Source organism: Mesorhizobium sp. B2-3-13 (genome assembly GCF_006442195.1).
In the GTDB taxonomy this organism is placed as follows: domain Bacteria; phylum Pseudomonadota; class Alphaproteobacteria; order Rhizobiales; family Rhizobiaceae; genus Mesorhizobium; species Mesorhizobium salmacidum.
In genome coordinates, this window is sequence record NZ_VFVQ01000033.1 from 22,384 (window position 1) to 45,268 (window position 22,885).

At 61.6% G+C, this 22,885-nt stretch carries 20 protein-coding genes and 1 tRNA gene; 10 read left to right on the forward strand and 11 right to left on the reverse strand.

Annotated features, from left to right (window positions below; genetic code table 11):
* The 4 genes from rfbA to FJ941_RS27030 all read right to left on the reverse strand — a co-directional run bounded on the left by rfbA (position 1) and on the right by FJ941_RS27030 (position 3,750).
* Complete coding sequence (gene rfbA / locus FJ941_RS27015; protein ID WP_140510456.1) at positions 1-882, reverse strand: glucose-1-phosphate thymidylyltransferase RfbA; 882 nt, start codon at positions 880-882, stop codon at positions 1-3.
* A 241-nt stretch (positions 883-1,123) separates the two neighbouring features.
* Complete coding sequence (locus FJ941_RS27020) at positions 1,124-1,936, reverse strand: class I SAM-dependent methyltransferase (protein ID WP_140510488.1); 813 nt, start codon at positions 1,934-1,936, stop codon at positions 1,124-1,126.
* Positions 1,937-2,038: 102 nt separating this feature from the next.
* The gene (locus tag FJ941_RS27025) at positions 2,039-3,064 is read right to left on the reverse strand and encodes an NAD-dependent epimerase (RefSeq protein WP_140510457.1); all 1,026 of its coding nucleotides are present in this window, start codon (positions 3,062-3,064) and stop codon (positions 2,039-2,041) included.
* 95 nt (positions 3,065-3,159) lie between these two features.
* Positions 3,160-3,750 (reverse strand): biotin transporter BioY, encoded by a 591-nt coding sequence (locus FJ941_RS27030; protein ID WP_140510459.1) that lies wholly within the window; start codon positions 3,748-3,750, stop codon positions 3,160-3,162.
* A 114-nt stretch (positions 3,751-3,864) separates the two neighbouring features.
* On the opposite strand from FJ941_RS27030, the gene FJ941_RS27035 reads away from it, so the two are divergent.
* The gene (locus tag FJ941_RS27035; RefSeq protein ID WP_140510460.1) at positions 3,865-4,773 is read left to right on the forward strand and encodes an MBL fold metallo-hydrolase; all 909 of its coding nucleotides are present in this window, start codon (positions 3,865-3,867) and stop codon (positions 4,771-4,773) included.
* A gap of 67 nt (positions 4,774-4,840) precedes the next feature.
* On the opposite strand, the gene FJ941_RS27040 is transcribed toward FJ941_RS27035, so the two are convergent.
* Both FJ941_RS27040 and FJ941_RS27045 read right to left on the reverse strand, forming a co-directional pair.
* The gene (locus FJ941_RS27040) at positions 4,841-5,626 is read right to left on the reverse strand and encodes a DUF1499 domain-containing protein (protein WP_140510462.1); all 786 of its coding nucleotides are present in this window, start codon (positions 5,624-5,626) and stop codon (positions 4,841-4,843) included.
* Positions 5,627-5,706: 80 nt separating this feature from the next.
* Complete coding sequence (locus FJ941_RS27045; RefSeq protein WP_140510464.1) at positions 5,707-7,335, reverse strand: fatty-acid--CoA ligase; 1,629 nt, start codon at positions 7,333-7,335, stop codon at positions 5,707-5,709.
* A gap of 321 nt (positions 7,336-7,656) precedes the next feature.
* On the opposite strand from FJ941_RS27045, the gene FJ941_RS27050 reads away from it, so the two are divergent.
* A complete protein-coding gene (locus FJ941_RS27050; RefSeq protein WP_140510466.1) occupies positions 7,657-8,010 on the forward strand; it encodes a hypothetical protein in 354 nt (117 codons plus the stop codon).
* Positions 8,011-8,140: 130 nt separating this feature from the next.
* Complete coding sequence (locus tag FJ941_RS27055) at positions 8,141-8,530, forward strand: DUF427 domain-containing protein (RefSeq protein ID WP_140510467.1); 390 nt, start codon at positions 8,141-8,143, stop codon at positions 8,528-8,530.
* A 93-nt stretch (positions 8,531-8,623) separates the two neighbouring features.
* Here FJ941_RS27055 and FJ941_RS27060 read toward each other — a convergent pair whose 3' ends face one another.
* The 4 genes from FJ941_RS27060 to ppdK all read right to left on the reverse strand — a co-directional run bounded on the left by FJ941_RS27060 (position 8,624) and on the right by ppdK (position 13,436).
* Complete coding sequence (locus tag FJ941_RS27060) at positions 8,624-9,364, reverse strand: polysaccharide deacetylase family protein (RefSeq protein WP_140510469.1); 741 nt, start codon at positions 9,362-9,364, stop codon at positions 8,624-8,626.
* Positions 9,364-9,504, reverse strand: a complete 141-nt coding sequence (locus tag FJ941_RS29115; protein ID WP_181170010.1) for a hypothetical protein — start codon at positions 9,502-9,504, stop codon at positions 9,364-9,366. The genes FJ941_RS27060 and FJ941_RS29115 overlap by 1 nt, the downstream gene beginning before the upstream one ends.
* 29 nt (positions 9,505-9,533) lie before the next feature.
* A complete protein-coding gene (locus FJ941_RS27065; protein ID WP_246674026.1) occupies positions 9,534-10,634 on the reverse strand; it encodes a glycosyltransferase family 9 protein in 1,101 nt (366 codons plus the stop codon).
* Positions 10,635-10,757: 123 nt separating this feature from the next.
* Positions 10,758-13,436 carry a pyruvate, phosphate dikinase gene (gene ppdK / locus FJ941_RS27070; RefSeq protein WP_140510471.1) on the reverse strand — a complete coding sequence of 893 codons (2,679 nt, stop codon included), beginning with the start codon at positions 13,434-13,436 and terminating at the stop codon, positions 10,758-10,760.
* A gap of 224 nt (positions 13,437-13,660) precedes the next feature.
* Here ppdK and FJ941_RS27075 point away from each other — a divergent pair, with 224 nt between their 5' ends.
* From FJ941_RS27075 to FJ941_RS27100, 6 genes are all read left to right on the forward strand, one after another.
* Complete coding sequence (locus tag FJ941_RS27075; RefSeq protein ID WP_027145928.1) at positions 13,661-14,005, forward strand: VOC family protein; 345 nt, start codon at positions 13,661-13,663, stop codon at positions 14,003-14,005.
* A gap of 127 nt (positions 14,006-14,132) precedes the next feature.
* A tRNA-Gln gene (locus FJ941_RS27080) sits at positions 14,133-14,207 on the forward strand.
* Between the two features lie 490 nt (positions 14,208-14,697).
* Positions 14,698-16,146, forward strand: coding sequence for a TolC family protein (locus tag FJ941_RS27085; protein WP_140510473.1), 1,449 nt, complete (start codon positions 14,698-14,700; stop codon positions 16,144-16,146).
* Between the two features lie 39 nt (positions 16,147-16,185).
* Complete coding sequence (locus FJ941_RS27090) at positions 16,186-18,318, forward strand: type I secretion system permease/ATPase (protein ID WP_140510475.1); 2,133 nt, start codon at positions 16,186-16,188, stop codon at positions 18,316-18,318.
* Positions 18,319-18,368: 50 nt separating this feature from the next.
* Complete coding sequence (locus FJ941_RS27095) at positions 18,369-19,658, forward strand: HlyD family type I secretion periplasmic adaptor subunit (RefSeq protein ID WP_140510477.1); 1,290 nt, start codon at positions 18,369-18,371, stop codon at positions 19,656-19,658.
* Complete coding sequence (locus FJ941_RS27100; protein ID WP_140510478.1) at positions 19,648-20,289, forward strand: ribbon-helix-helix domain-containing protein; 642 nt, start codon at positions 19,648-19,650, stop codon at positions 20,287-20,289. The genes FJ941_RS27095 and FJ941_RS27100 overlap by 11 nt, the downstream gene beginning before the upstream one ends.
* A gap of 101 nt (positions 20,290-20,390) precedes the next feature.
* Here the strand turns inward: FJ941_RS27100 and FJ941_RS27105 are convergent, their stop codons facing one another.
* Positions 20,391-21,344, reverse strand: a complete 954-nt coding sequence (locus tag FJ941_RS27105; protein WP_140510480.1) for a transglutaminase-like cysteine peptidase — start codon at positions 21,342-21,344, stop codon at positions 20,391-20,393.
* 323 nt (positions 21,345-21,667) lie between these two features.
* On the opposite strand from FJ941_RS27105, the gene FJ941_RS27110 reads away from it, so the two are divergent.
* Positions 21,668-22,885: hypothetical protein (locus FJ941_RS27110; RefSeq protein ID WP_348640762.1), on the forward strand; the 1,218-nt coding region annotated here is incomplete at its 3' end.

A 22,885-nucleotide genomic window follows, 5' to 3' on the forward strand; every position in this document is an offset into this window, starting at 1 on the left:
CTAGCCCTCCGAAAGATCGACGACACGCCGGCGCAGATAGGCGGCGTATTCGTTCTTGCCCAGGCGGGCCGCGCGCTCCAGCACCATGTCCGCCGTCAGCCAACCCTGTTCGAAGGCGATTTCCTCCGGGCAGGCGACCTTGATGCCCTGGCGATGTTCGATCGTGCGCACGAAGGAAGAGGCTTCGTGCAGGCTGTCATGGGTGCCGGTGTCGAGCCAGGCATAGCCGCGTCCCAGCCGATGAACATGGAGCTGGCCGCGCTCGAGATAGACGTTGTTGACCGCCGTGATCTCGATCTCGCCACGCGGCGAAGGGCGGATGGTCGGGGCGATGTCGACGACATCATTGTCGTAGAAATAGAGACCCGTGACGGCCCAGTTGGACTTCGGTGTTTGTGGCTTTTCCTCGATCGTCAGCGCGGTTCCGGTCGCCTTGTCGAAAGACACCACGCCATAGCGCTCGGGATCCTCGACATGGTAGGCGAACACCGAAGCGCCCTTCTGGCGCGATGCCGCGGCGCGGCAAAGCTGCGACAGCCCGTCGCCAAAATAGATGTTGTCGCCCAGGATCATCGACACGCTGTCCTTGCCGATGAAATCGCGGCCGATGATGAAGGCTTCCGCGAGGCCATTGGGCTGCGGCTGCTCGGCGTAGGACAGTGCCAGCCCAAAATCCGATCCGTCGCCGAGTAAACCACGGAAAGCGGGCAGATCACGAGGCGTCGAAATGATCAGAATCTCTCGTATTCCCGCGAGCATCAACACGCTCAGCGGATAATAGATCATCGGCTTGTCGTAAATGGGAAGAATTTGCTTAGAGACTGCTAATGTTAGTGGATAAAGACGTGTTCCACTGCCTCCAGCAAGGATAATTCCTTTCAAAAAGCTCTCCTTGACATGCCAAAGCCCCCCGGCCCTGAGTGCCTGTGCTTAGGTTTCATGCATTGGCTTGTCAATGCGGCACACGACAAATGCATCGACCATGTTGAATACCGTCCATCGACGGGCACCTCCCGCTTCGGCCGAACCCGTCTGGTCCCATCCTGGCAAAGGCCGAGGCCGTGATCACCGATCGCACTTTCGGCTTTATCGAGGACGGGCCTCAGGGCAGATGTATCAACACCTAGGCCACAGCCATGATCACATATGCCTGGATTTTGGCGGCAACTTCGCCGTTGCCATGTCTGTCTGCAATGGCGGATGCCGCGTAGTCGGTCGCGGCGTCCAGTTTTCCAGCGTCCCTGGCCTCGATTTCGCTGCGAAGAACGGTGCCTTGGCAATAAGCGACGGCCGGAAGGCGCGGCGAGGATGCGCAGCTTTGTTCGGCTCTCGTCTCGATCGTGACATCGGAGAAACCCGCGTCCTCCAGCTCGCGGCGGATCAGCACCTTGTCGTGGTAGCCGTGCGGCGTGCGTGCCAGGAAGCGCGGCGGATCGTCTGGGAAAATCCTCGCCAGCGCATTGGTCACGTCATCGGCGAACACATTCTCCTCGATGCGATCCCATACGTTGAACAAGAACCGTCCTCCCGGCTTCAGGACCCGCCTGGCTTCGCGGTAGGCGGAGGTGCGGTTTGGAAAGAACATCGCACCGAACTGACAACAGACGAGATCGAACGCCGCATCCTCGAACGGCAGCGCCATCGCATCCGCTTGGCGCCATTCGATGCGGCTGTCGGGTGTCTGCCGCGAAGCAGCGTAGTCGAGCATCGGCTGGTTCAGGTCGGTCACGACATAGCTTGCGTCCGGGGACAGTCTTGGCGCCAATGCGCGGGTGACGACCCCGGTGCCCGCAGCGATTTCCAGGACCGCGCCTGGCGACAGGGCCGCGGCTCGTTGCGCGATATCCACGGCGAACGGCTCGAAAATCAAGGGCACCATGTAGCGGTCATAGTTTTCCGGAATCGAGCCCGCGAACAGCTTGTCCGTTTCCAACATGGCAATCCCCACCATCCGATGACTTGGGAGACTAGCACATTTTTTTTGTCCCTGGTCCTTTTCGACCGAAGGCCGGCCTTTACGCGGCCAAGAGCGCGTTCATCACGCCCGCCCAAAATAACCCTGGTACCACTCGACGAACCGCCCTACCCCCTCCGTGACGGAGGTGCGGGGGCGGTAGCCGACCGCCGCTTGCAGCGCCGAAGTATCGGCGAAGGTGTCGGGCACGTCGCCGGCCTGCAGCGGCAGGAGCTCGATGACGGCCTTGCAGCCGAGCGCATTTTCCAGCGCCTCGACATAGGCGGTCAGTTTCACCGGGTTGCTATTGCCGATGTTGAAGATGCGCCAGGGCGCGCTGCTGGTCGCCGGATCCGGATGGCCGGAGTCCCAGGCCGGGTTGGCCGCGGCAGGACTGTCGCTGGCGCGAATCACGCCCTCGGCGATGTCCTCGACATAGGTGAAGTCACGCGTGTGGTTGCCGTTGTTAAACAGCTTGATCGGCTCGCCGGCCAGGATGTTCCTGGTGAACAGGAACAGAGCCATATCAGGTCGCCCCCAGGGACCGTACACGGTGAAGAAACGCAGCCCCGTGGTGGGCAGGCCGAACAGATGGCTGTAGCTGTGCGCCATCAGTTCGTTGGCGCGCTTGGTGGCGGCGTAGAACTGCAAGGGATGGTCGGCCGGGCGATGCTCGGAAAACGGCATATCGGTGTTGGCGCCATAGACACTGGAGGTGCTGGCATAGGTCAGGTGCCCGACACGGCTGCTGCGGCAGGCCTCGAGCATGTTGGTGAAAGCAACGATGTTGCTCTCGACATAGGCGCGCGGGTTTTCCAGGCTGTAGCGGACGCCTGCCTGGGCGGCGAGATGGATCACCCGGTCGAAGGCGTGTTCGGCAAAGCAGCCATCAACCACGCTATGGTCGGCGAGATTGCCGTGGATGAAATGATAGCCTGCATTGGTGCCGCGGCTCGCCTCGTCCAGGAGCCGCAGCCGCGCCTGCTTGATCTCAGGGTCGTAGTAATCGTTGATGCTGTCGATGCCGACAACCTCGTCACCGCGCTCCAGGAGCCGCCTGGCGACATGATAGCCTATGAAGCCGGCAGTGCCGGTGACCAGAACTTTCATCACAAAGGCCCGTCCGTAACATGCCTGGTGACCAGGCCCGAGCTGACCGCAGGCCAAGCTCCGGCCCGGAGTGATCCGGGCCGGATGATCTCAAATCAGGAGCGCTTCAGCAATGACCAGACGGCGGGCACGAGGCTGGCCGCCAGAGCGACCTTGATCAGGTCGCCGACGATGAACGGCATGACGCCGAATTGCCAGGATTTTTCCGGACCGATGAGCAGCGCCAGCCAGGCGAAACCCATCGCCATCATCATCACTTCGGCAACCAGCATGGCGTTGAAAAGCTTGATCGGATGACGGTCCCAGCCGCGGTCGGCGGCCCAGCCGACAATCGCGGCCATGACCACGAAGCCGGCGAGATAGCCGCCGGTCGAGCCGAGCATATAGGCGATGCCTATGCCTTTTTCCGGCGTGCCCTGGAAGACCGGGAAGCCCATCGCGCCTTCCGCCATATAAAGCAGCAGGGTGGCGACGCCGAGCCGCATGCCGAAGGCGGCGGCGATCAGGAAGACGGCGAGCGTCTGCATCGAGATGTCGACAGGCCCAAGCACTACCTTGGTCTTGGCCGAAAGGGTCAACAGCAGCGTCCCGGCAATCGCCAGGACAAACTGCGTTGCCAGTCGCGCGGCACCTTCTTGCGGCAAGGCCAGAAAAACAAGCGGGCGGGTCGTCGTGGCGGTTGTCATGGTCTTCCCCATTCAATCTCGCCGCGAACCAACAATCGCGGCCTTGCGTTTTTCTATATTTGCTTGCGTGCTATGCGGCAATCGGTTTTGCCGTTCTTGGAATAATGTGGCGACATGGCCCTCAAATTCGATACCAGCTTCGACCCCGCTTATGGCCAAGGCGTAAGCGTGGCCCCAGACGTGCAACGCGTCACGGCTGGGAATCCCAGTCCTTTCACCTTTCATGGCACCAACAGCTATGTCGTGGGCCGCGACGCGCTGGCGGTGATCGATCCCGGGCCGGATGACGAGGCGCATCTTCAGACCTTGCTCGACGTGATCGCCGGCCGGCCGGTCAGCCACATTTTCGTCAGCCACACGCATCGCGACCATTCCCCGCTGGCGGCCCGGCTGAAGGAGCGCACCGGCGCCCAGGTGCTGGCGGAAGGACCGCACCGGCCGGCGAGGCCCTTGCATATCGGCGAAACCAATCCGCTCGACGCCAGCGCCGACACCGCTTTCGTTCCCGACATCGCGTTGCCGGACAGTGAACTGGTCAGCGGCGATGGCTGGGCGATCCGGACAGTCCTGACGCCCGGCCACACGGCCAATCACGCGGCATTCGCGCTGGAAGGCACCGGCATCCTGTTTTCAGCCGATCATGTCATGGGCTGGGCAACATCCATCGTCGCGCCGCCGGACGGGGCAATGGCCGATTACATGGCATCGCTGGACCGGCTGATCGAGCGCGGCGATCGCCTGCTGCTGCCTGGCCATGGTGGACCGGTGGCTGCGCCGCGCGCTTTCATGCGCGGGCTGAAGACGCATCGCAAGATGCGCGAACGAGCCATACTGGAGCGGATCAGAGCTGGAGACAGGACCATTCCCGCCATGGTCAAGGCGATCTACAGGGATACCGATCCCCGGTTGCACGGCGCCGCCGGCCTGTCGGTGCTTGCCCATCTGGAGGACCTGGTGGGACGCGGCGTGGTGGCGACGGACACTGCCCCCGCCATAGATGGCGTTTTCACGCCGGGCCGATAGGCCTGCCCGCCCGCCCACGGTGTTCACCCGACCATCGTCGCCGGCGCGCAATTCGCCCGAAAAATGGCTATTGGGCCGGCGCCGCGCCGACCTGGCCGGCGACTTCCTGGTCCAGTTCCGCCAGGAAATCGGTGATGCGCGCGGCATTGTCGCCAAGATCGTGGCGGCCGTAACGCGAGGCAGATCGCATATCAACGATGACCGTGTCGCCGTCATCCCTCACGCGAATGGCGACGTCCGCAGGAAGGCCAAGAACGAAGCTCGAGGCGATGGCGGTAATGGTCACCTCTGTCTGCCCGGCAAGTTCGGGATAAGGCTCCGAAAAGTCCCAGCCGCGCCGGTCGAGCACCGTTTCAACGGCATTGACGACGGTCTCGAATGGCAGGTCGTAGCTGCGTGCGGTGACCAATGGATAGCTGTCGGTCTGCAACGTCTGCTCACCCGGCGTCGGCGGGGACAGCACGTTCATGTCCCTGGTCCGGTCACCGACATCGAGCGCGGGCGGTTCATCGAAATCGGTCGAGATGTCGCGCAGCGGCGGATAGATCGTCGCCCAATAGGCGGCAACGCCGTAGGGGGTGAGCACCAGCAGTGCCAGCAAGGCGCCGACGGTGAGATCACGGCCACCACGGTCACCAAAATTCCACAGCCTTGCAAAGGCCAGGCCGGCAAACAGCAGCGCGAGCGCCGCCAGCAGGGCGACAATGCCCAGCACCCACAGGAACACCGGCGTTTGGACGAGGCCGAAGCGGTGGCCGACAAAGTTCGTCAGCAAAAGCACCATCGAAAAGGCGCCCGTGCGCCGCGACCAGCCGGCAGCCTTCGACGTTTGCCGTTCGGGAATGCTAACCATTATGCTCTGCGCTGCCCCAACCCGGATGGAGGTTTAGTGCCTTTTTGCGGCGGCTTGAAGCCGAAACACGCAACATCCCCTCAATCCGTCGGCAAGCGATAGTCCCTGAACTGCTGACGCAAGGTGATCTTCTGGATCTTGCCGGTGGCGGTGTGCGGTATCTCGCCGACGAAGGCGACGTCGTCCGGCATCCACCATTTGGCCACCTTGCCATCCATGAAATCGAGAATCTCGGCCTTGGTCGGTTCCTTGCCAGGTTTGGCGACGACGACCAGCAAGGGCCGCTCGCCCCATTTCGAATGCTGGACGCCGATCGCCGCCGCTTCCGCCACATCGGGATGGCCGACAGCCAGATTTTCCAGGTCGATGGTCGAAATCCATTCGCCGCCGGACTTGATGACGTCCTTCGCGCGATCGGTGATCTGCATGTAACCGCCGGCGTCGATATGAGCGACGTCTCCGGTATCGAACCAGCCATCCTCATCGAACTGCTCCGCGCCCACACCGCCATAATAGGCGCGGGCGACGGCCGGGCCGCGTACCTTGAGCCTGCCAAACGTCTTGCCGTCCCACGGCTGCGCGTTGTCATCGTCATCGGTCACCTTCATTTCGACGCCGAAGGGCGGGTAACCCTGCTTGCCTTGGACGTCGAGCCTCGCCTCGCCGTCCAGGCCTGCATAGTCCGGCTTCAAGGTGCACAGCGTGCCGAGCGGCGACATTTCGGTCATACCCCAGGCGTGGATGACCTGGACACCGTACTTGTCCTGGAATTTCGCCATGATCGCGCGCGGGCACGACGAGCCGCCGATCACGACCTTGTTGAGATGGGGAAGCGCCTTGCCGGTCTCTTCCAGATATTGCAGCAGCATCATCCACACGGTCGGCACGGCGGCGCTGAATGTCACCTTCTCCTGATCGAGCAACTCATAGATCGAGGCGCCGTCCATTTTGCAGCCAGGCATGACCAGCTTGGCGCCGGTCATCGGCCCGCTCTGGCCAAGGCCCCAGGCATTGGCGTGGAACATCGGCACCACCGGCAGGATCGTGTCGCGCGCCGACAGGCCCATGGCGTCGGGCATGGCAGCGATCATGGCGTGCAGCACGTTCGAGCGATGGCTGTAGACGACGCCCTTTGGGTCACCCGTCGTGCCGGACGTATAGCACATGCCGGCCGCGGTGCCTTCATGAAAGGTCTTCCAGGCGAAGTCGCCATCAACCTCGTCAAGCCAGTCCTCGTAGGCAACGACACCGGGCAGGGTCGTTTGCGGCATGTGCGCCTTGTCGGTGAGCACGATCACCTTCTTCAGCGATTGGACGGCACCCGCGATCTTCTCGAGCAACGGAATGAAGGTAAGGTCGACGAAGACAGCCTTGTCCTCGGCGTGGTTCATGATCCAGACGATCTGTTCAGGAAACAGGCGCGGATTGAGGGTGTGGTAGATAGCACCGATGCCCATGATGCCGTACCAGGCCTCGATGTGGCGGGCGGTGTTCCAGGCCAGCGTCGCGATGCGGTCGCCCAACGCGAAACCGTCGCGCTCCAAGCGCTGGGCGACCTTGAGGGAACGACGATGGATGTCGGCGTAGGTGGTGCGCACGATCGGTCCCTCGATCGAACGCGATACGATCTCGCGCACACCATGCTGCCTTTCAGCGTTGTCGATCAGCTTGTGGCACAGTAGCGGCCATTCCTGCATCAATCCCAGCATGCCGTTCCCTCCCTCACGCTTTTCACGTCGCGCTTTTGATCGCATTGTGAAGCGAACCGGCGAATTGTCCAGCCACCTACGGGAGCAGCGGACGAAAGTCGGAGTTCGACCTGTATTTGGCAAACGATTGAATCCGGACGCTTTTTGATTTCATTTGGCGGGCCTTGCTGCCATTCGAGTGACAGGGGCTTCAAATCCATTACGTCGACGCAAACTCTCGTGATCGGACCAACCGCAAAAACGTGTCATAATCCGGCCATCGTCGGTGTTAAGGTTCGTTAACGGGCAAAGGGGTGCGATTGGCGACTGAGAGAGGTTCGCATGGACGCGCTCGACGATAAGGTTCTCGAGAGTACGCTTGCCGAAAGCCTGGCCGATCTGGTGCCGGACGAAAAGACTGTTTCCGAAGACGAGTTCGTAGAAGTTGTCGGCGGCGCGCTGGAAGCGGTCGGCGGCACGCTGCTGTTCAAGATGTGCGTCCAGAACGAAGGGGAAGGCCAGCATGTCGCGGCGGCATCCGTCGGCGATGGCGGCAATCGCCAGTTCCTGCTGCTCACCTTGCCAACCGGCGGCGGGGCGCTGAAAGTCGAGACGATTTCCAGAAGCAGCAATCCGGTGGCGGGCATCGCGGCCGCCTATGCCGGGCTGATGGACGCCTTCAAAACCGCCGCCTGAATTTCCGCGGCCACGAGAAGGCAATCTTCGCGCCACGCACGGGCGCATGGCGTCTGTTTTGTTTGTGACTACGGGTCTTGCGCAATCCGGCCGTCCACCACACTTAAGGTCGGGGCAAGGAGGAACCAGCATGGACAAGATCGCCAACCCGGCACCCGGCTTCCAGCGCAATCCCGACAGGATCATCACGATAGAGCCCTATTCCGGCACCGTCACGGTCCGCGCCGGCGATACCGTCATCGCGTCATCCGCGAAGGCGAAGGTGCTGACGGAGGCCCCCTACCCCGCCGCCTTCTACATTCCGTTCACCGACATCGATTTCGACAAGCTCAGCCGAACGGACCACGCGACCCACTGCCCCTATAAGGGTGACGCCAGCTATTGGAGCGTGCTGCCGGCGGGCGAAGCGGGCAAGGACGCGATGTGGGCCTACCGCCAGCCATACGACGAGATGACCGAGATCCGCGACCACGGCGCGTTCTATGCCAGCAAGGTCACCATCGAAGCCAAGCCGGACTGAACGCTTCGGCCGACGCACTCAAGGGTGCACTGAGATTCAGATCAGGCCCAGTCGTTAGAGCGGTTCGGCGGTTCTATCAAACACTGAACCGCCCTACTCAGTGGTGCCGTGATCGCCCGTCCCGTCGGCGTCGTCGAGCCGCACGAAGGTCATGCCCTTGTACTTGAGTGCCCGCAGGCCCTGCACCACGCCCTCGCCGGCGGCGTGGGTCGGCTGGTTGATGTGCGAGATAATGACGTCGCCATCCTTGGCAGCGGCGATACGCCTGGCGGTTTCCTTGGCGCCGAGCAGCGAGCCGCCGTCGCCATTGATCGAGAAGCCGGCAATCTTGAAGCCCAGCTTGCGGATCATCGCGATGGCCGAGGGGCTGTATTCGGCGGTTGCGCCACGGAACCATTTCGGCGCCGGCTCGCCGGCCGTGGCCAGAGCCGCGGCCCCTGACTCGACCTCGGCGAGCACAGCCTCCGGGCTGCCGGCGCTGCTTATGCCATAGATCTTCCGTGGCGTGTCGACCGCCGGAACATGGCGGCCGCCGTGATTTTCCAGTTCGAACAGGTCGGGATGCGCCCGCATGATCGCGACGGCCTCGGCGTTGCGCTTCAGCCAGATGCCGGTGACGAAAATGGTGGCCGGTATTTTGTTGTCCACCAGCGCCGAGAGAATGCGCGTGTCGGTCTTGCCGCCGCAGGCATCGAGCGTGAGCGCAACGCGGCCGGTTCCGCTTGCAGCCGGCTTGATGTGCAGCGTGGGTTCGACCAGCGGCGCGGCATGGGCACCGGATATCAGCGCCACCGACATGGCGATCGTGCAGAGATGTTTTTGCAGCAGACGCATCAAACCAAATTCCCGAAACCAAATTCCCGGCTGGCGACTTCAAGCCGCCATCCCAAAAAACCCGCATGAAGGCGGAAATCAGACGAGGGATAGCAGAAAAACGCCTGGCGCGGCAATTTGACCTCCAGCTTGGTGAACATTCGGCGACAGTCTTGCCGACCCATCGCCCTCAGACAACGCGTTCCTTTTTCAGATCGGTGCGTGCGAGGATCTCGCGCACGGCGTCGACGACCGGCTTCACCTCCAGACGCCAGACACAGCAAGCCTTGCTGGGGTCGGACCGACGACACAAATCCCTGGCCACGCAATCGCAGGGCATTGACGGCCGAAGCGCGATGCTGGGCACGCCGACAGGTCCCCAGCGCGACGGATGAGTCAGGCCGAAAAGGCCGACAACCGGGGTACCCGCGGCAGCGGCCATGTGCATCGGGCCGCTTTCGTTGCCGAGAAACAGGCGGGCCTGTTCCAGGACCGCCAGCAGGCTCTCGAGCGAAAGCGCTCCGACCAGGTCGACCACCGGCGTCGCGGTCCCGGAAACGATCCGCGCGGCGGTTTCACGTTCGCCTGGCCCTCCCACCAGGACGACGCCCAGTCCGGTCTCGGCCGCAACCTGGTCAATCGCCTCGGCAAACCGTTCCGGCTGCCATTGCCGGCCCTTGAAACTCGCGCCCGAATGGACGGCGACGAAGGCGTTCGGGTGGATATCGTGCGTGCCCAGAAGCGCCAGGGCTTTCGCGGCCTCGAATGTCGACGGCTGGATGCTCGGTACCGTCACGCGCAAATCGATGCCGAGCGCTTCAAGTGGGGAGAGATAGCGATAGACAAAATGCTGGCCGCCAAACCCGTATGGTTTGGCAAACACATTGGCGGGCTGCCGCTCCAGCAGCTTCAGCGGCCTCTCGGGAGGATTGTAGCCGACACGCGTCCTGGCGTTGATGAGCCCGCTGACGACCCGAGAGCTCTTGGAATCGGTCACATCGATCGTCAGGTCGAAGCGGAAGCGGCGCAGCGCCCGCACCACGGCATAGAGCTCTTTTCCACGCTCCAGCGGGTTGCCTCGCATGCGGGCCCGCCTGAACGTAACCACCTCGGAAGCGATGCCATGCGCAACCACGAAGCTCTCGAAGGGCGCTTCGCAGAGGAATACGATCCTGGCGCCGGGAAATTCGAGCTGCAGGTTCCTGGCGAGCGTCGAGGCGAGGACGATATCGCCTATGAACTTGGTTTGAATAATCAGGATCGAGCGGAACGGAGCGGGTGATATCTGCAACGTCTGTTTCCGGAGACAATTGGCGGTCATCCGCAAATTGGTCGCAAACAATGTCGAGATTACGCTCATGTCGCCAGCACGTTCGCGTGAGTTTTCATACAAAACCGTAAGCTTCGTACCGGTCTAGCCGCGTCCTGCCTTTGCCACGTGCACCGCGGCCTGCGCCGCCGCCAGCCTGGCGATCGGCACGCGATAGGGTGAGCAGGAGACGTAGTCGAGCCCGACATCCTCGCAGAAGCGGATCGACGAGGGATCACCACCATGTTCGCCGCAGATGCCAAGCTTGATGCTAGGCCGCGTCGCCCTGCCCTTTTGCGCCGCCATGCGCACCAGTTCGCCGACACCGTCGATATCGAGGGAGACGAACGGATCCTGCTCGATGATGCCCTTCTGGCGGTAGGTTTCCAGGAAGGAGGCCGCGTCGTCGCGCGAGATGCCGAAGGTGGTCTGGGTGAGGTCGTTGGTGCCGAAGGAGAAGAACTCGGCCGACTCCGCGATGACATGGGCACGGATCGCCGCGCGGGGGAGCTCAATCATCGTTCCAGTGAGGTAATCGATCTTGACGCCGCTCTCGTCCATGACGCTCTTGGCGACCGCATCGATGCGCGCCTTCACATAATCGAGTTCCTTCACCAGGCCGACCAGCGGCACCATGATCTCGGGAACAACCAGCGCGCCGGCTTTCTTGCCGGCCTCGACGGCCGCCTCGAAAATGGCGCGCGCCTGCATCTCGGCGATCTCCGGGTAAGACACGGCGAGCCGACAGCCGCGATGGCCGAGCATCGGGTTGAATTCGTGCAGCGCCTCGGTGCGCTGTCTGAGCTTGTCGGGCGACACGTTCATGGCGGCCGCGACTTCGGCGACTTCCGCTTCCGTCTTGGGCAGGAATTCGTGCAGTGGCGGATCGAGCAGGCGGATCGTCACCGGCAGGCCGGCCATGATTTCGAACAGTTCCAAGAAATCCGAGCGCTGCATGGGCAGAAGCTTGGCCAGCGCAGCGCGCCGGTCCTTCTCGGTGTCGGCCAGGATCATCTCGCGCATGGCGACGATGCGGGCGCCGTCGAAGAACATGTGCTCGGTGCGGCAAAGACCGATGCCTTCGGCGCCGAAAGAGCGCGCCATGCGCGCATCGAGCGGCGTTTCGGCATTGGTGCGCACCTTCATGCGGCGCACCGCGTCCGCCCACTCCATGATCGCGGCGAAATCGCCTGACAATTCCGGCTGCAGCATCGCCACGGCGCCCTTGAGCACCTGGCCGTTGCCGCCATCGATGGTGATGATGTCGCCCTTGCGGAAGGTTTGTCCCATCGAGAGCAGCGTGCCGGCCCTGTAGTCGACACGCAGCGAGCCGGCGCCCGACACACAAGGCTTGCCCATGCCGCGCGCAACGACGGCGGCGTGGCTGGTCATGCCGCCGCGCGTGGTCAGGATGCCTTCGGCCGCATGCATGCCATGGATATCTTCCGGACTGGTCTCTATGCGCACCAGGATCGCCTTGCGTCCTTGCGTCTTCAGGTCCTCGGCATCGCCGGAGGAAAAGACGATCTCGCCGGTGGCGGCTCCCGGCGACGCCGGCAGGCCGACGCCGATGACGTCGCGCGCGGCTTTTGGGTCGATGGTCGGGTGCAGCAACTGGTCGAGCGAAGCCGGATCGATGCGAGCGACCGCCTCTTCTTTGGTGATCAGCCCGTCCCTGGCCATCTCGACGGCGATCCTGAGTGCGGCCTTGGCGGTGCGCTTGCCGGACCTTGTCTGCAGCATCCACAATTTGCCGCGCTCGATTGTGAATTCGAGGTCCTGCATGTCGCGGTAGTGCTTTTCCAGGCTGTCGGAGATGGTGACGAAGGACTGGAAGGCGTCCGGCATCAGCTTCTGCAGTGACGGCTTGTCGGAACCCGCCGCGATGCGCGCCGCCTCGGTGATGTTCTGCGGCGTGCGGATGCCGGCAACGACATCCTCGCCCTGCGCGTTGACCAGGAACTCGCCATAGAGCTGCTTTTCGCCGGTCGACGGGTTGCGGGTGAAGGCAACGCCAGTGGCCGAGGTCTCGCCCATATTGCCGAACACCATAGCCTGGACATTGACCGCCGTGCCCCAGCTTTCGGGAATATCGTGCAGGCGCCGGTAGGTGATGGCGCGGTTGTTCATCCAGCTCGAAAACACCGCGCCGATCGCGCCCCAGAGCTGCTCGTGCGGATCCTGTGGGAACGGCTTGCCCAGCTCTTCCTCGACCTTGGCCTTGTAAAGCGCGATGACGCCCTGCCATTCGATGGCCGTCAGCTCGGTGTCGAGCTCATGGCCGAGGCTGGCTTTCTGGTCTTCCAGGATTTCCTCGAACACCTCGTGATCGAGACCCATGACGACATCGGAATACATCTGGATGAAACGGCGGTAGCTGTCATAGGCAAAGCGCGCATCGCCGGAATCGGAGGCCAGCGCCTCGACCGTCTCGTCGTTCAATCCGAGATTGAGCACGGTGTCCATCATGCCGGGCATCGACGCCCGGGCGCCGGAACGCACCGAAACCAGGAGCAGCTTCGACCGGTCGCCGAACCGGCGGCCAGTCAGCCGGCCGATATGGTCGAGCGCGACGGTGACGTCGGCTTCCAATCCCGCCGGGTAGGTACGGCCATCGGCATAGTAGGCATTGCAGACCTCGGTGGTGATCGTGAAGCCCGGCGGCACCGGCAGGCCCAGGCTGCACATCTCGGCCAGATTGGCGCCCTTGCCGCCCAACAGATTCCTGTCGCCGGCACGGCCTTCCGCCGCACCATCGCCAAAGGTGAAAACCCATTTGGTCATGCTTTGCTCTCCGGTTGCAGGAGATTGGAAAGATTGGCGAAACGGAAAGCTCCGCCCGTGTCCGACTTCGAGCGATATGATGCTGCAGTGCGAAACGCAAGCGCCGGGCAAGTCGTCGGGTCGCTACAATCGATTAAGAAAAAGCCATCGCCCGGGATGCGTCAAAAAGACTTGCCACCTGATGGTTCCATGTCTAGAACATAAAGGGAACAAAGAGGTGCCTCATGAAACAGCCTGGAAAACTGGACTATCTTGAAATGCCGGCGACCGGCGGCACGCTGGACCGGATGAAAGGCTTCTACAGTGCCGCCTTTGGCTGGTCGTTCACCGACTATGGACCGACCTATTCGGCCTTTGCGGAGGGGCTGGACGGAGGTTTTCAGGCCGATGCGGAAGAAGCGCCGGCCAAGCCGCTGCCTGTGCTTTACAGTGAGAATCTGGAGGAAACCCTTCGCGCCGTCGAAAGCGCCGGCGGAACGATCGTCAAGCCGATATTCCCATTCCCCGGTGGCCGACGCTTCCACTTTGTCGACCCAGCCGGCAACGAGTTGGCTGTGTGGTCCGTATAATCCGTTGCGGATCATCTGGCGGCAATCGCGCTGCTGGTCAGCCAGGTGCCTTCGCGGTCGCTCATAAGCATTGTGCTTTTCGGCTGCTCTGCTAATAACGCGCCGCACAGCGACTCTGACGGCTTATTGGGGCGTCGCCAAGTGGTAAGGCATCGGTTTTTGGTACCGACATTCCCAGGTTCGAATCCTGGCGCCCCAGCCAAGCGCAGACTTCATTGAGACCGAAGCACACACCGAATCGACCCTGCTCCAACCAAGAAGTGCCCTGCGCGGCCGTGCCTCGGCGATCTCGCCAGCCACGTAGATGTCAAAGCGCGACCAGAACATGTTGGCAATGGGGGGCCGGACAAAACCCTCCTTCGCCTGGGTTTGTTAAGGGTGCCCTTATTGCCTGCGAGAGCAACTTTATTTGCAGACGGGCGTACTCGTCAGCATGTTGTCAGAACAGGCTTGCTGTTTGCCATCTCCATATCTTGTTGCGGTGCTTCAAGTTTCGACGCCGGCACTTGATCCCTCCGACATCTCAAATGTGTGCTATTTTTGCTACATTTTTTTGCCGTCTGCCCAGAATCTATCGTTTAGTCACAGCTTAATAATGAAACGTCCACGTTAATTTGTAAGATAGCGAACAAAGCCAGGCGCCGAGCCCGGCTGGGGCGCTCTTAAAAGGGCGGGGAAACGTGGGTGGGAAAATGAAGACGACAGGTCTGTCGACCAAGGTCATGGGCGTTGGCCTCTTGATGACGGCTACCATGCTGAGCTGCTGGGGCGCGCATGCATTGACGCTCAAGGAGGCCATGGCGGTTGCGGTGGAATCCAACCCGGAAATCGGCCAGGCCATCGAAAACCGTGAGGCGATCGAGTTCGAGCTGCGGCAGGCGAAAGGGCTTTATCTCCCAAGCGTCGACCTGCAGGCATCTACTGGTGCTCGCCGCCTGGACAACTCCTCCCGCCGCGCGCTCTCCATCGAGCACGATGCGCTTTATCCAGCGGAGACCGATCTGACGGTTTCACAAACGCTTTATGACAGCGGCGCAAGGCGAGCCGAACTCGACCGTCAGGCCTCGCGAGTCGATGGCGCCTCGTTCCGCGTGCTGGAGCGATCTGAGTTCATCGGGCTGTCGGTTGTCCAGGATTACCTGGAATACATGCTTCAGGGCTCGATCGTGGCAGAGGCAAAGAAGAATCTGGGCTTTCATCAAGCGATTCTCCACGACATCCGGGAAGGCATAGCAGGCGGCGGGTTGAACGAAGCCGACCGGCAACAGGCCGAGGAGCGCTTGTTTGCGGCCAAGGCCCGCATGCAGGAAGCCTCCGAGGAACTCGAGGCCTCGAGGATACGCTTCTTCAAGACAGTCGGGAAACCGCTGACCAATGCTTCGCGGCCTGGCGATGTTTCCTCCGCGCTGCCAAGGTCCCTCGACGACGCACTGGGCATTGCGCGGGAGAACAATCCGCGCGTCCACATGGCCAATAGCGATATTGCGGCCGCGGCCTCGCAGGTTGACGCCGCTCGGGCGAAATACGGCCCTTCGATCGTCGCCGAAGGCACCGCCCGGGCCGGATATGACATTGACGGCGACAACGGAGACACGTCCGATTTGCAGGCACGATTGGTGCTGCGTTGGAACCTGTACCGCGGCGGCATCGACAAAGCGAATGAGCAGGAGCAAATCCGCCGCGCCAGCGAGCAGCGGCTTGGGCTGCATCAGGTTCTGCGGGAGATCGAAGAGGCCGTTCGCACGTCCTGGGATCGCCGCTTCCGGCAAGCCGATCTGGCAAAGACCCTGAAGCTGCAAGCCGCTTCCAGCGAGAAGCTGGTTGCCTCTTATCGCGAGCAGTTCAAGGTCGGACAGCGCTCGCTGCTCGATGTGCTGGATGCGCAGAATACACGGTTCAACACAGCGACGCTGGCGGACACCGCGTCCTACGCATCCCTCTTTGCCCAATATCGGCTTCTGGCAGCGACCGGGCAGTTGCTGAAAACGATGGACATCCATCCGCCAAAGCAGGCCACGGCCTACGCCAAGGACGAATTTGCTGTTCCGGCGAACGCGGACACCGAAACCTATGCACGGACCCCGTCGGAACAGACGAACGATATACCTTTCGACATCCTTGCCCCGGTCAGGAAGAAGTGAGCCGGTGTAAGGGGGGTTGAGGGTCCTGGCGGGCGGGTCGTGAATCAGCAGCCACATATTCTGTCGCCCAAGGAGGCATTCAAGGCCTGCTTTTCGGCGGTTGCCGCCTATCTCGGCAGGCCGAGCGCGGAAACCGTGCTGTTTGCCGGGGTACCGATTTCGGACACGCGCATCGAGGTCACCGAGATCAGGCATCTTGCCGAACGCATCGGTCTCGAGACCCACGAATTCAACCATCGCGACTTCTTGCGCGGTCGCCTCGATCTTCCGGCAATTCTCTTCCGTGTCAGCCAGTTGCCGATCGCCCTGCTGGCGGAAATCGACGGTGACGGGTATCTCACTGCCCCGCAGGAAGACGGGCGCACGACTGTCGGCAAATCCGAGCTGGCCGCAAGTTACATCAGCGGCGGCGTATCCTTCTCGATCACCTATGCCAACGCCACCGAAGGCATGAAGGTCGGGTCGGCGCAGCAGATCGAACGGCGCCATTGGCTGACAGGAACGATGGGCGCTTTCTGGCGCACCTATTCGAAGGTCGTGCTGTCGGCGATCTTCATCAACCTGCTGGCCATCGCCTCGCCGATCTTCACCATGAACGTCTATGACCGCATATTGCCGAACAAGGCGATATCGACGCTTTGGGTGCTGGCGATCGGTATCGGTGCCGTCATTCTTTTCGACCTGCTTCTGAAGACGGCCCGTGCCTCGCTCATCGACTATGCCGGGCGCAAGGCGGACCTGCGGATATCGTATTTGCTGTTCGAGAAGGTGCTGAATTCATCCTTGTCCGCGCGCCCGGGCTCGACCGGCGAATATGCAAATCGCGTCACTCAATATGAGTTCGTCAGGGAGTTCTTCACCTCCAACACCATCAGCGTCTTCATCGACACGGCCTTCGTCTTCATCTTCCTGCTGGTCATCTACGCGATCGGCGGTTGGTTGGTCATCATACCGGCCTTGGCATTCGTGGCGTCGGTGATAGTCGGCCTCGTCACGCAACGCCGCATCGGCAAACGGGTCGCCGCCTCGATGAATGAAGCATCCCAGCGCCAGGCCTTGCTGGTCGAGTCCATCTCCACGCTGGAAACAATCAAGTCCCTGCGCGCCGAAGCCTATTTGCTGAGGAAGTGGGGCGAGCATTCGAAGAACGCGGCCAACACCTCCGAGAAGATCAAGCAGCTCTCGGCGGCGGCCGGCAACATCACCCAGGCCATCCAGCAGCTCGTGACGGTCGCCCTCGTCGTGGCCGGGGCCTATGCCTTTTCGGAAGGGCATGTTTCGACAGGAGCCATTATCGGCACGGTGATGCTGGCGAGCCGGGCCGTGGCTCCGCTCGGCCAGATCGCGATCACCTTGTCGAGATTTCGCCAGGCCATGCTCTCCCTGAGAATGGTGAATTCCATCATGGCCCAACCGGAGGACCGGCCGGACACGGTGGGCTTTGTCAATCGCCCGATCCGCAATGGGGCGATGACGTTCAAGAATGTCGGCTTCGTCTACCCCGGCTCGGAAAACGAGGTTCTGTCCGGCCTGAACTTCTCGGTGAAGCCGGGCGAGCGCATCGGCATCATCGGCCGCATCGGGTCAGGCAAGACGACGATGGGACGCCTGATCGGCAGGCTTTTCCTGCCGAGTTCAGGGGAGCTGCTGCTGGATGGCATCGACATCCGCCAGTATCACCCGTCGGAGGTGCGCGCCGCCGTGGGAATCGTCGCGCAAGCTGGCGATCTGTTTTCGGGCACCGTGAAGGAGAACCTGCTCATGGCAGCTCCCGAGGCGACCGACGAACAGATCATCGAAGCCGCAAAAGCCGCCGGCGTCGACGAGTTCGTCTCTCGCCATCCACGCGGCTACGACATGAATGTCGGCGAGCGGGGCACCAATCTTTCCGGCGGGCAGAGACAGACGGTGGCGATTGCCCGGCTGCTTTTGACCAAGCCGAAGATCGTCTTTCTGGATGAACCGTCCGGCTCGATGGACTTGGCTTCGGAACGACAGCTGATCAAGCAACTCAAGACAGCATTTGACCGCAACACGACGCTGATCGTCTCGACGCATCGCTTCAGCATGCTCGAATTGGCTGATCGCCTTATTGTTGTCGAGCAGGGAAAGATCGTTGCTGATGGACCAAAAGAACAAGTCATTCAGGCGCTGCAGAGAACCAATACCTGAAGGAACAAATTATATCGGGCTGAAACCGATATAATAACGGGGCGTAGGAAATGCTTGCCAGGGAAGACCGCCCGCCGCTTTTTGCGACGGCGTCCATATTCATCATAGCGGCGCTCTTCGTCGCCTTTGTCGCTTGGTCATCATTCGCCGAGGTCGACGAGATCGCGCGTGGCGACGGCAAGGTCATACCGGCTTCCAAGACCCAGGTCATCCAAGCCAGCGAGCCGGGCGTCGTTCAGGAAATCGCCGTTAAGGTGGGGCAGGTCGTCAGGAAGAACGACCTTATCATTCGTCTCGACAACACTTTGAACACGTCCAGCCTCGGCGAACAGCAGGCCAAGGCGCGGGCCCTGCAAACACGGATCGCCAGGCTCAAATACGAACAGAGCGGCAGCATCACCGGATCGTTTCCGTGTCCGCAGGATATTCAGGCGGCGGCGCCGGAAATCTGCGACAACGAGCAAAATCTCCTCGTTGCCCGGCGCCAAAACTTCGATAACAAGCTGTCGGTGCTCAAGTCGCGCCTCGATCAGCGCGAAAAGGAACTCGACGAGGCGAACGCCAATCTCGACCGCCTGACAAAAAACCTGGCTGTGAGCGACCAGCAGGCGAAGCTGGTCGAGGCGATGGTCAAGAAAGGTCTGATGGCAAGGACCGAGCAGCTCAAGGTCGAGCAGGAGCAAACCGAAATCAACGGCCAATTGAACCTGGCCGGCGAGACGATAAAGAAAGCCAAGTCGGCGATCACCGAGGCGCAGCTTCAGGTCGAGGAACTCGGGCTGCAGTTGAAGCAGGAAGCGCTCGATGACCTGACGCAGGCCTTGGCCGATCTTTCCGTGGTGGACGAAACCATTCGCGGCGCGACCGACAAAGTCGCGCGAACCGATATCCGTTCTCCGGTGGACGGGATCGTCAACACGATGGAACTGAACACCGTCGGCGCGTTCGTCCAGCCCGGAACTGTCGTAGCCGGCATCGTGCCCACTTCCGAGACATTGCTGGTCGAAGCGCGTGTTTCGCCCCGCGATGTCGCCTTTATCCGCCCCGACCAGGATGCCTTGATAAAGGTCACGGCTTACGACTTCTCGATCTTTGGCGGCATCGAAGGCAAGGTTTCCAACATTACCGCGGACAGCCTGGTCGATCAGAAGACGGGCGAGCCCTATTATCAAGTGCGTGTTTCAACCGACAAATCGACACTGGAGCGAGACGGAAAGGCATATTCGATCATCCCCGGCATGATCTGTTCCGTGGATATCAAGACCGGACGCAAGACGATCCTGAGCTACCTGCTGAAGCCGATCAACAAAGCACGTCAGGAGGCAATGAGTGAGCGCTAGCGCCATCTCTCCCCCGCCCCCCGAAAACCGTTTGCTTCTGCCGCTGCCGACAGAAGATTTCGAGCTCGAGTTCCGCGTCGTGGCGCGCGGCGGCACAAGGCGCGGCATCCGTCTGGAACGGGCCTTCTGGCTTTCGCTGAAACAGATGGCCGAGAGCCGCAAATGCACCATCGGCATGCTGGTCGACGAGATCGCCGAAAGTCACGCGGAGAACGGAAACCTGACCTCGGCAATTCGGGTGGCCTGCATTCGCGCGTTGGGACACGAGAACCTGAATTTGCGCAGGCTTGCGTCGATCAGGACGGTAAACGCCATTCTGCTTGCCTGTCCGTCGCCGGCTTTCGCTTTGGCATCGACCAAGAAGATCGTGACGTTCAATGCGCCATTCCAGCAATTGGTCAAACGGCAGTTGCCGACGGCGTTCGACGGAGACACGCGGCAGGACCTGAAGCTGGCGCTGGATCTCAACGTGGCGGATATATTCGCGCGCCTCGACACCAACGGCGACGTTGCCGTTGCGAGCGGATTTGTGATCGGCGCCGGTGAGCGCCGTTACCGGGGTCAGCTTAACGTGGTGCGCGCGCCGGTGCTGGACCTGGAATTGCTGATGGCTTTTGTCTTCAACGGTTAGAGCCGCTCATCGTTTCGCAATTCCCGGCGGAAGCGCTATGCATTTTTCCTGAAATTGCTCTGGGCATTCGGCCAGGACAAAAACGCGGCCGCGCTTTGGCTTTACTTGACTTCCATCTGCGCGCCTTCGCCAGGCGCGACGGTTTCGAAACCGCCCTTGACGTCGGCCATCTGCGCGGCCCCCGGTTTGGACCCATGGATCCATGCCCGGTCGGTGCTGAACGAGTACAGTGGCTGATAGTCCGGAAGAGCGCTGTCCTTGAGCACCGTATTGTTGAGACTGTCGAGAATGTAAGCGCCGCTTGCAGTGCTCACCGAAAGGACGGCGTGGAAGAAACCTCGCTTGCGGTCCTGGAGAACGACGAGCGACATGCTGCGTGCCGGAATGCCGGTCCTCAGCAACGCCGTCATCTTGAGAATGGCGAAGTCCTCGCAGTCGCCGGCGCGATTGGCGAGGATTTCCGAAGGCTTCGCCCAATAGTCAAGCTTGCCGTAAACGACGCTGTCCTTCCTGTAGGCGATCAGGTGGTTGATGCCGCTGTTGATGAACGACAGTTTTTCGACAAACCCCTTGCCTTGGGCAGCCGAAACCATGGCCGCGAAGGCCGGGCTCTTGTGGTCGCAGGGACTGCCGGCGGTGCAACTGGTTATGGCCTGGTAGACCGGTGCCCAGCGCGCCGAAACCGGAAAATTGCGCATGGACAGCGCAACCGACCCGAACACGCCCGGGATAATCGACGCAGTCTGCATCGGGTCGATATCCCTGCCTTCTTGCGCCATCAAGGCGCTGGACCGGTCTTGCACGGAAACGGGATTGTAGCCGTTCAGGACGAGGCTGATCTGGTGGGCGGCGGCCGGCTGCCAGGGCTGGTACCTCCGCAGCGAAATGCCGCCGAGGCCAGGCGGCGCCTGGACCGTCCCAAGCAGTGCCGTTTCGGGCAGGAAATCCCTGATGACGGGCCCGGCAAGGGCTGGCTGCGCCGCGCTGGCCATCCCCAGCGCCAGCAGAAGCAGCTTGAGTTTTCTCTTCCCCGGAGCATTCTTTTGTTTTTTCATGACGCCCACCTTTGACCGTGGACGCTACCAATCTTGTCTCAAATTACTGGAAATGAAGATGGATAACTTTCCCGCAAAGTGATTTTGCTATTTTGTGTAAAATTTTATACGTATTTATACTTCTATTTACCAAGTTTTTCGCACTAGTCGTGGCAAAGCGCCGCGCATTCCAAGCAAGATATAACTGATTATATGTTCACAGTTTACCAAGCGTAAAAAAAATCATCGAACGCATATCCAAATATATAGAATGGATTGACGGACCGTTGCAAAGTCGAGGCGCCGCCTGTCTCTTTCCGGGAAATGCCGGAGGGGTTAAAGCTATGACGACCAGTATTGATTTGGACAACGTTTCGAACTCGTGGGACGAGCATTCCGTCTCCAACGATCACCACGACCTGACAGCGCCGATCCAGTTGGTGGCGCAGGCCGCGCCGGCCGAGCAAGCGGCGGCGCCGGCTCAAACAGCGCCGGCAGCGGCCGAGCCTGTGCCGGTCGATGTCGGCGGCGGCGCGCCGGCGGCTGCTCCGCCAGCGGCAAATGCCCCCCACGAATACGTGGCGGACGCAAGCAACGTCGTAAAGCTTCCCGCCAACGTCTCGATCGACAACATCAAGGTCGACGGCCAGAACCTCGTGCTCGAGCAGGCGGACGGCTCGGTCATCGTCATCAAGGACGGTGCCCTGAATGTGCCGACCTTCATCATCGGCGAAGTCGAAGTGCCGCGTGTGGCCTTGATCGCCGCGCTGGAAGCGAGCCATGTCGATGTCGCCTTCGGCGCGGACGGCTCGATATCGGCGGGCCCGGGAGGTTCGACCTCGAGCGCCGGCGGCAATTTCGAACAGCCTGCCGGCGGGATCGGCGACGGCTTCGGCCTGTCGGCCCTCCTGCCACCAACGGACCTGCAATTTGGGCAGCCGGATCATCGCGAATTGTTCCCGAGCCTCCTGGAAAACGATTCCACTCCCTCCATTGGCGCCATAGGGGAAGCGACGGTCCATGAGGCCGGCCTTCCGGCCCGTGGCGGCGAGTCGGCTGGCTCGGATGCAGCGTCGGACTCCGAGACGATATCGGGCACGATCGGCTTCACCTCGCCGGACGGCGTGTCGGAAGTGACGCTGGGCGGCCATGTGCTGACCGGTGCCCCGCAGACCTTCAGCGACGCTACCGGCTCGCTGACCGCAAGCTATGTCTATGATGCTGCCTCGGGCGTTGGCACGATCAGCTACTCCTATACTCTCGGCGACAACACCTCGGGCGACAATACGAGCGTGAATTTTGCGGTTGGGGTGACGGATGGCGATGGCGACACGGCTGCTCCCGGCAACCTGGTCATCAATATCATCGACGATGTGCCGACGGCCCATGCCGACAGCAACGACGTGACCGAGGGCGTCCTGCTCACCGTCACGGCCGCGGCCGGCGTGCTGACCAACGACGTCGCCGGCGCCGATGGCGCCACCATCAGCGGCGTGCGCGCCGCTGGTGCGGACACTTCAACCGCGGTGACCGGCGGGGTCGCCACCGACATAGCGGGCCTG